Below are 1,019 nucleotides of genomic sequence, written 5' to 3'. Positions count from 1 at the left end.
CACCTCTACCGGGGTCGTGGCGGACTCCGCGGAGCCGGTGCTGCCGGGCGTCGCGCTGGTGGGCGGTGGTCCCGGGGACCCCGAGCTGATCACCGTGCGCGGGCGCAGGCTGCTCGCGCGGGCGGACGTCGTGGTGGCGGACCGGCTCGGTCCCCGCGACCTGATCGAGGAGCTGGGCCCGGACGTCGAGGTCGTCGACGCCTCCAAGATCCCCTACGGCCGCGCGATGGCCCAGCAGCGGATCAACGACCTGCTGGTCGAGCACGCGCAGGCCGGGAAGTTCGTGGTGCGGCTCAAGGGCGGTGACCCGTTCGTCTACGGCCGCGGGTTCGAGGAGGTCCAGGCGTGTGCGGCCGCCGGCGTGCCGGTGACCGTGGTGCCGGGGATCACGAGCGCGTTCGCGGCGCCCGCCGTGGCCGGCGTGCCGGTCAGCCACCGCGGGGTGGCACACGAGATCGTGGTGGTCTCCGGGCACGTCGCGCCGGACGACCCGCGCAGCCTCGTCGACTGGCCGGCGCTCGGGCGCCTGAAGGGCACGATCGTGCTGATGATGGCCGTGGAGCGGATCGGGCTCTTCGCCGAGGCCCTGATCACACACGGCCGCCCGGCGGACACCCCGGTCGCGGTGATCCAGGACGGCACCACCCGGATCCAGCGCACGCTGCGGTCGCGGCTGGACGGCGTGGCGGCGGACATCGAGGCGCACGAGATCAGCCCGCCCGCGATCGTGGTCGTGGGGCCGGTGGCGGGGCTGCGGCCCGAGGGATGACCCTGCTCGTCCGGCATGGCGAGAGCACGTGGAACGCCGCCGGGTTGCTGCAGGGGAGCACCCAGACCGTCGGGCTGACGGCGCGGGGTCGCGCGCAGGCCCGTGCCGCGGCGGATTGGATCCGGGTACCGCCCGCCACGCGGATCCTCACCAGTCCGCAGCTCCGGGCGACCGAGACCGCGCGGATCCTCGCCGAGCACCTCGGGCTGCCGGTCCACGAGTGCCTCGAGCTGCGGGAACAGGCGCACGG

At 75.0% G+C, this 1,019-nt stretch carries 2 protein-coding genes; both read left to right on the top strand.

What is annotated here, in order from left to right; all coding sequences use genetic code 11:
- Positions 1 to 769: uroporphyrinogen-III C-methyltransferase (gene cobA / locus H5J29_RS34075; protein ID WP_181784963.1), on the top strand; the 769-nt coding region annotated here is incomplete at its 5' end.
- Positions 766 to 1,019: histidine phosphatase family protein (locus H5J29_RS34070; protein WP_181784962.1), on the top strand; the 254-nt coding region annotated here is incomplete at its 3' end. The genes cobA and H5J29_RS34070, both read left to right, overlap by 4 nt.

It is taken from the genome of Pseudonocardia pini, from assembly GCF_013870575.1.
GTDB lineage: Bacteria > Actinomycetota > Actinomycetes > Mycobacteriales > Pseudonocardiaceae > Pseudonocardia > Pseudonocardia pini.
This window is presented reverse-complemented; position numbering and strand designations above follow the sequence as displayed.